Source organism: Flavihumibacter sp. CACIAM 22H1 (assembly GCF_001601815.1).
In the GTDB taxonomy this organism is placed as follows: domain Bacteria; phylum Bacteroidota; class Bacteroidia; order Chitinophagales; family Chitinophagaceae; genus Flavihumibacter.
In genome coordinates, this window is record NZ_LUKG01000083.1 from 14,951 (window position 1) to 20,396 (window position 5,446).

3 protein-coding genes are annotated in these 5,446 nt (G+C 45.4%); 2 read left to right on the top strand and 1 reads right to left on the bottom strand.

Annotation, left to right across the window (positions count from 1 at the left end; all coding sequences use genetic code 11):
• Nucleotides 1–127: 127 nt before the first annotated feature.
• Together A1D16_RS18030 and A1D16_RS18035 are read left to right on the top strand one after the other, a co-directional pair.
• The gene (locus A1D16_RS18030; RefSeq protein ID WP_290712086.1) at nt 128–4,582 is read left to right on the top strand and encodes a DUF6443 domain-containing protein; all 4,455 of its coding nucleotides are present in this window, start codon (nt 128–130) and stop codon (nt 4,580–4,582) included.
• Between the two features lie 5 nt (nt 4,583–4,587).
• Complete coding sequence (locus A1D16_RS18035) at nt 4,588–5,118, top strand: hypothetical protein (RefSeq protein WP_290712088.1); 531 nt, start codon at nt 4,588–4,590, stop codon at nt 5,116–5,118.
• Between the two features lie 15 nt (nt 5,119–5,133).
• Here A1D16_RS18035 and A1D16_RS18040 read toward each other — a convergent pair.
• A partial coding sequence (locus A1D16_RS18040; RefSeq protein WP_290712090.1) for a type II toxin-antitoxin system RelE/ParE family toxin occupies nt 5,134–5,446 on the bottom strand: 313 nt, incomplete at its 5' end.

Here is a 5,446-nt window from a genome sequence, read left to right on the forward strand (position 1 = left end):
TTGCTCTATGATTTTTTATGGCGACAACAAGTGCCCAGAACACAGCCGGTGGTGTTCCGGGTTGGGTACACGATCAAATAAACCAGACCAGTAAACCTTATTCTACATAACTGTTAGTACGAACCATATGCACCTGACTCCTTTACGTAATACTGCTTTTTCACTCAGTGTCCTGCTGCTCTCTGTGCTGTTCACCCACGCTCAAACGCCAATCAATTTTGTGCGTACCTGGGAGGTCTTGACTCCGCAAACGGATCCGTCTACTTTACAAAATAAAACAGTACGGGAAGTACGTCAAACCACCCAGTACCTCGATGGATTGGGTAGGCCCATCCAAACTGTGGTGAAGCAGGGTAGTTTGAACACTGCTGCATCCCAAACCACGGCCTATGATTTAGTGAGTCCGGTTGTTTATGATGTGTATGGTAGAGAAGAAAAACAATACCTGCCCTTTGTGGCGCACAGCAATATTGCCGGCAGTGCTTCACCAACGGATGGGTCCTATAAATCCAATGCACTCGACCAGCAGACCTGGTTTTACAGCAACAGCAATGCATTAAGTCCGATCTATGGGCAGGGCGATACGAAGTACTATGGGCAAACGGTGTTTGAAGCTTCTCCACTCAATAGAGTTGACAAACAAATGCACCCCGGAGAATCCTGGGTGGGTGCGAGCCGCGGAGTAGAGTCGAAACGGTATTTTAATACCACGGCCGATGAGGTGCGTATCTGGACAGTCACCGACAATGGCACCCTGGGGGACTTGGGTAGTTATACTTTATCGGGCAATTATGTTGCGGGAAGTTTATATAAAAACATGACCGTCGATGAAAATGGCAACCAGGTAGTAGAATTTAAAGATAAAGAGGGGAAGGTTATTCTCAAAAAGGTACAAGTGACGGTAGGTGCGGCAGATGACGGAAGTGGAAAAGGCCATGAGAACTGGTTATGTACTTACTACATCTACGACGATCTAGGGCAATTGCGTTGTGTTGTTCAACCGCAGGGCGTAGAGTTATTGCGGACTAATACGAGTTTAAACTGGCAGTTGACCAATGTTGTTTTTTTAGCCGAACAATGTTTTCGGTATGCCTATGACAAGCGAGGCCGAATGATCGTAAAAAAAGTGCCGGGTGCCGGGGAGGTACGCATGGTCTATGATGCCCGGGATCGATTGGTGTTGAGCCAGGATGCCAATATGCGTGCGTTGGCGGAAAAAAACTGGCTGTACACCATTTATGACGAGTTGAACCGCCCCAAAAAAACGGGGCTCCTGACCACTAGCAAAACGCTCCAGGTACTATCCACCGAAGCGGCTTCAGAATTTCCATATCCCAATCTAGTAAACTTTACACCGTATGAAGAGCTTACTGAAATCGGCTATGATTCTTATACAAGTTTGCCAACTGGTCAGGGTATAAGCTCCACCTACGATGCTACTTATCGCACAGGCACCTATATGCTCATGGGAACTACCCCTACAGCACCAAGTTTTGCCATCGAGCCCTATCCCAGTTCTGCGGTCATCGGTAAAACCACCTGGACGAAGACCAAGGTACTGGGTACTTCCAGTACGTATCTGTACAGTGTGCTGATTTACGATGACAAGGGCCGGGTGATTCAAACCCAAACTACTAACCTGGTAGGAGGTGTAGACATCGTGAGCAATCAATACAGCTGGAACGGAGCGGTGTTAACCAGTGTGGTGAAGCAGGTCGTAGCAGGTACACCCAACCAGGAAACAACAACGGTATCGAATTACCAATACGATGACCTTTGGCGTCAGGAACGCATCGAGAAACGAGTGAGTCACTCCCTGGTAAATAGTGGATCCTTGCCCTCTACCCCCAAAACAACGGCCGTATTAAAGTACGATGCCCTGGGACAATTGAAGGATAAAAAACTGGGCAATAAACCCTCGGCACCTGGTACAGCGCTGGCCAACTTAAATTACCTGTACAATATCCGGGGTTGGTTACTGGGAGTCAATAAGGACCAGATGACTACCTTGGGCCCGGATCGTTATTTTGCCTTAGAAATTGGGTATGATCGGTTAAATAGCTGGGGTTCCAACACCAAGCAATACAATGGAAACATCGGCTCCATCAATTGGAAAACAGCAGGTGATCAGGAGGTAACCAGGAAACTGGCGTTTACCTATGATAAAATCAATCGCTTAACCAACAGTGCATACACAGATGACGTTTCTTCGGGGATGGATTACTCAACAAATAGTATAAGCTATTCCTATAATGGAAATATAAATGGTATGCAGCAAAAAGGCTGGAAACCAGGGGGTAGTTTTACGATGGATGGCTTGGTGTATGGGTACAACACCTTTTCCAATAAGCTGTTGAATGTTCGGGAAAGTGCCAATGATCCGAATAGTTTGTTGGGTGATTTTAAAGTCTCTTCCAATCATACGCAAAGCAAAACAACTGCAACAGTTGACTATGAGTACGATGCCAATGGTAATCTGGTCAAAGACCTAAATAAGGACATGGCGACCACAACCGGGGGCAATGGCATTACCTACAACCACCTGAACCTGCCGGCTCAGATTAGTGTACGCAAAAATGCCACTACCAACCGGGGTACGATCACCTATACCTACGACGCAGCCGGCACTAAACTGCGCAAGCAGACAGTGGATATAAGTACGGCCGGTAAAACCATTACCACCACAACGGATTATCTGATGGGGCAGGTCTATGAAACCCGCATTACCAGTCCGGCTGATGCAGCTAATGATTATACCCTGCGCTTGCAGTTGATCGCGCACGAAGAAGGCCGGATCCGGTTTACGCCGCTGATCGGATCCACGCCGGCGAAATTGAGTTACGATTACTTTTTAAAAGACCACCTGGGCAATGTGCGCATGGTGCTAACCGAAGACGTCGACTCTGAAACCTACCCCACCTTAACGTTTGAAGGAGCTTCGGGTAGCCCGGAAGTTCAAAGCCAGGACAAGTACTGGGAGAATAAATCGGGGCAGTCGATCAATGTGGTAGCCAGCCGCACCGCACACAGCAGCGGCACCAATGCGATGCTGACGCGCAAGAGCCTGGGGGCCATCGGGGCTGCCAAGCTGCTGAAGGTAATGAGCGGGGATAAGATCCAGAGCAGCGTACAGTTTTATTATACGACCGCCAATGCCAACAATACGGGAGCAGGGGGCATCAACAGCCTGATCGCCAATATTGCGACGCTGGTGGGCAACTCGATCTCACCCAGCGGGGTGATCAAAGCTGGTGCGGCCAGCCTGGGTACGGATTTATCGGCCCAAACGGCCTTGGCCAATGCCTTAAACACGCCGAACAGTACCAGTGGGTCCAACCAGGCCCCGAAAGCCTACCTGCATATTTTGCTCTTCAATGAACAGTTCCAGTTCGATGCCACCAACAGTAAGGTGGTACCCGTACCCTACACTGTGGGCAGTTGGGGAACAATCTCTCGGATCGGAGCCGAAGCAGTAACTGTTAAAAAGAACGGCTATGCCTATGTTTACTTCAGCAATGAGTCGGATGAGTTGGTTTATTTTGATAACTTTATGCTGACCCACGAGCGGGGACCGATCCTGGAAGAGACGCATTATTATCCGTTTGGGTTGACCATGACAGGCATCAGCTCCAGAGCCATGGGGAAGTTGGACAACAAGTTTGAGTTTGGAGGGAAAGAAAAACAGGAGAAGGAGTTTAGTGATGGAACAAGTTTAGACTGGTATGATTATGGAGCGAGAATGTATGACCAGCAGATTGGAAGATGGCATGTGATTGATCCGCTGGCGGATATATTTAGGAGGATGTCTCCTTACAATTTTGCAGTTAATAATCCAATAAGGTATATAGATCCCGATGGGATGGCTGTTGAGGAAGTAAATGGAGGCGTTAGATTTACTGGTGATGATGCTATTGAAGCATTTAATATACTGAAGTCTTTATTTGGAGGTGCTAAAAGTGAAGAGGGCGAAGATGATGATCAAAATAATCCTCAGAAAATAAGAAATAGCATTGTGCAAATAGCATTAGGCTATGAAAACTCAAAGTCTTGGATGTATGGCGTGCAAAAGGACAATTTTCCTTCAGAAACTAATAAATGCAATAAGTTTGTGTATGACTGTTTGGTTCAGGCTGGTGCGGATCCTGGTACCCCTAACAAAAGTGGAATGATTAGACAATTGTTGGGTATGTCTGATCAATATCCCCCACTAGCTGCACAATGGGCTGATCCGAATTTTAATATACCAAATTGGGAAATTCTTAAGCCAGGGGAAACGCCTCAGCCAGGAGATATTGCGGCGCAAAAAATTAATTACTCAGATGCTACTGGACACGTTGCAATAGTGACAGGAGTCGGCCTAACTACTGGCACCTCCACCTCTAATGGTGTTGATGCTGTAAAAACAAGCGATTGGGGGTTTAGGAGTAATCAGCAAGGTCAAGTTGTTTATAGAAGGTATACACCAAATTCGAGTCGGTCTAATATTCCTGCTACACCTTACATTCCTCCATCGCAGAGGCCAGTGCAAGATAATTTGAGACCGCGTATTGATACAAATAGATTAAGAGTTAGATCAAATTGAATTTTATGAGAGGTTTCGTTATTTGTGTTCTTTTATCAATGTATATAACAGGCTGTAAGTCTGGAATTAACAAGAATAATAGTGAAATGGTCAACCGTACTTTAAGTTTTGATAGTACTATATTACTAATTGAAAAGAAGGTTGTTGATCTTACTTCTGCAGAGGACTTATTTGCCGTACAGGAGTTTGTTGGCATATACGAAAATCCTCATTTATTCAGTGGTGATGCAATAAGTTTTATTTACAGAGCTGATAGAACGGATCAGCAAAAGCTTATTGCTGTGTATTCAATGCAGAAACTATCATTAAATGAGTATTTGAAGATTTTTGAAAAAGCGATAGCTCAATTTAATAATAGTAAGTTAAGCGAAGTTGTTTTGGAAAATATTATTTCAGCACCAATTGGGAAGGAAAAAATTATTCTGAACAATAGTAGAAATCAGAGTGTCTTGAAATTACTAAATGAATTAAAAAATAATAGCAGGGTGTCTGAAAAATTAAGGTACAGAATAGAGAAAATCATCACTAGAGAATAATGGGATTTTGTTTTTTCACTCCAACTTCTTCAGTCTTTCTTTGATGGTGTTGTCGGAGATATTATCCATGTCGTTTTTATCGTAGATGGAAATCAGATAGACGGTGGTGTGAGTGACTTTGACGTGGGTGATGACGCGAGCGCCGCCGGATTTTCCTTTTCCTTTGGAGGCAATGGCCAGGCGTATTTTGTAGCAGTTGTTGCCGAGGTCGGTGCCGGTGGTGGGTTGTTGTTCCAGTTGTTCAATTAACCCTGCCAGGTCTTTTTTAAGCGACCGGTGTTTTTTAGCCAGGGCTTTGAGTTCCCGCTCAAAAAAAGCAGTGACCAGT

What these genes read in the sequence shown, in the direction of transcription:
- A1D16_RS18030 (WP_290712086.1), top strand. Translation starts at nt 128, where the DNA reads ATGCACCTGACTCCTTTACGTAATACTGCTTTTTCACTCAGTGTCCTG.
- A1D16_RS18035 (WP_290712088.1), top strand. Translation starts at nt 4,588, where the DNA reads ATGAGAGGTTTCGTTATTTGTGTTCTTTTATCAATGTATATAACAGGC.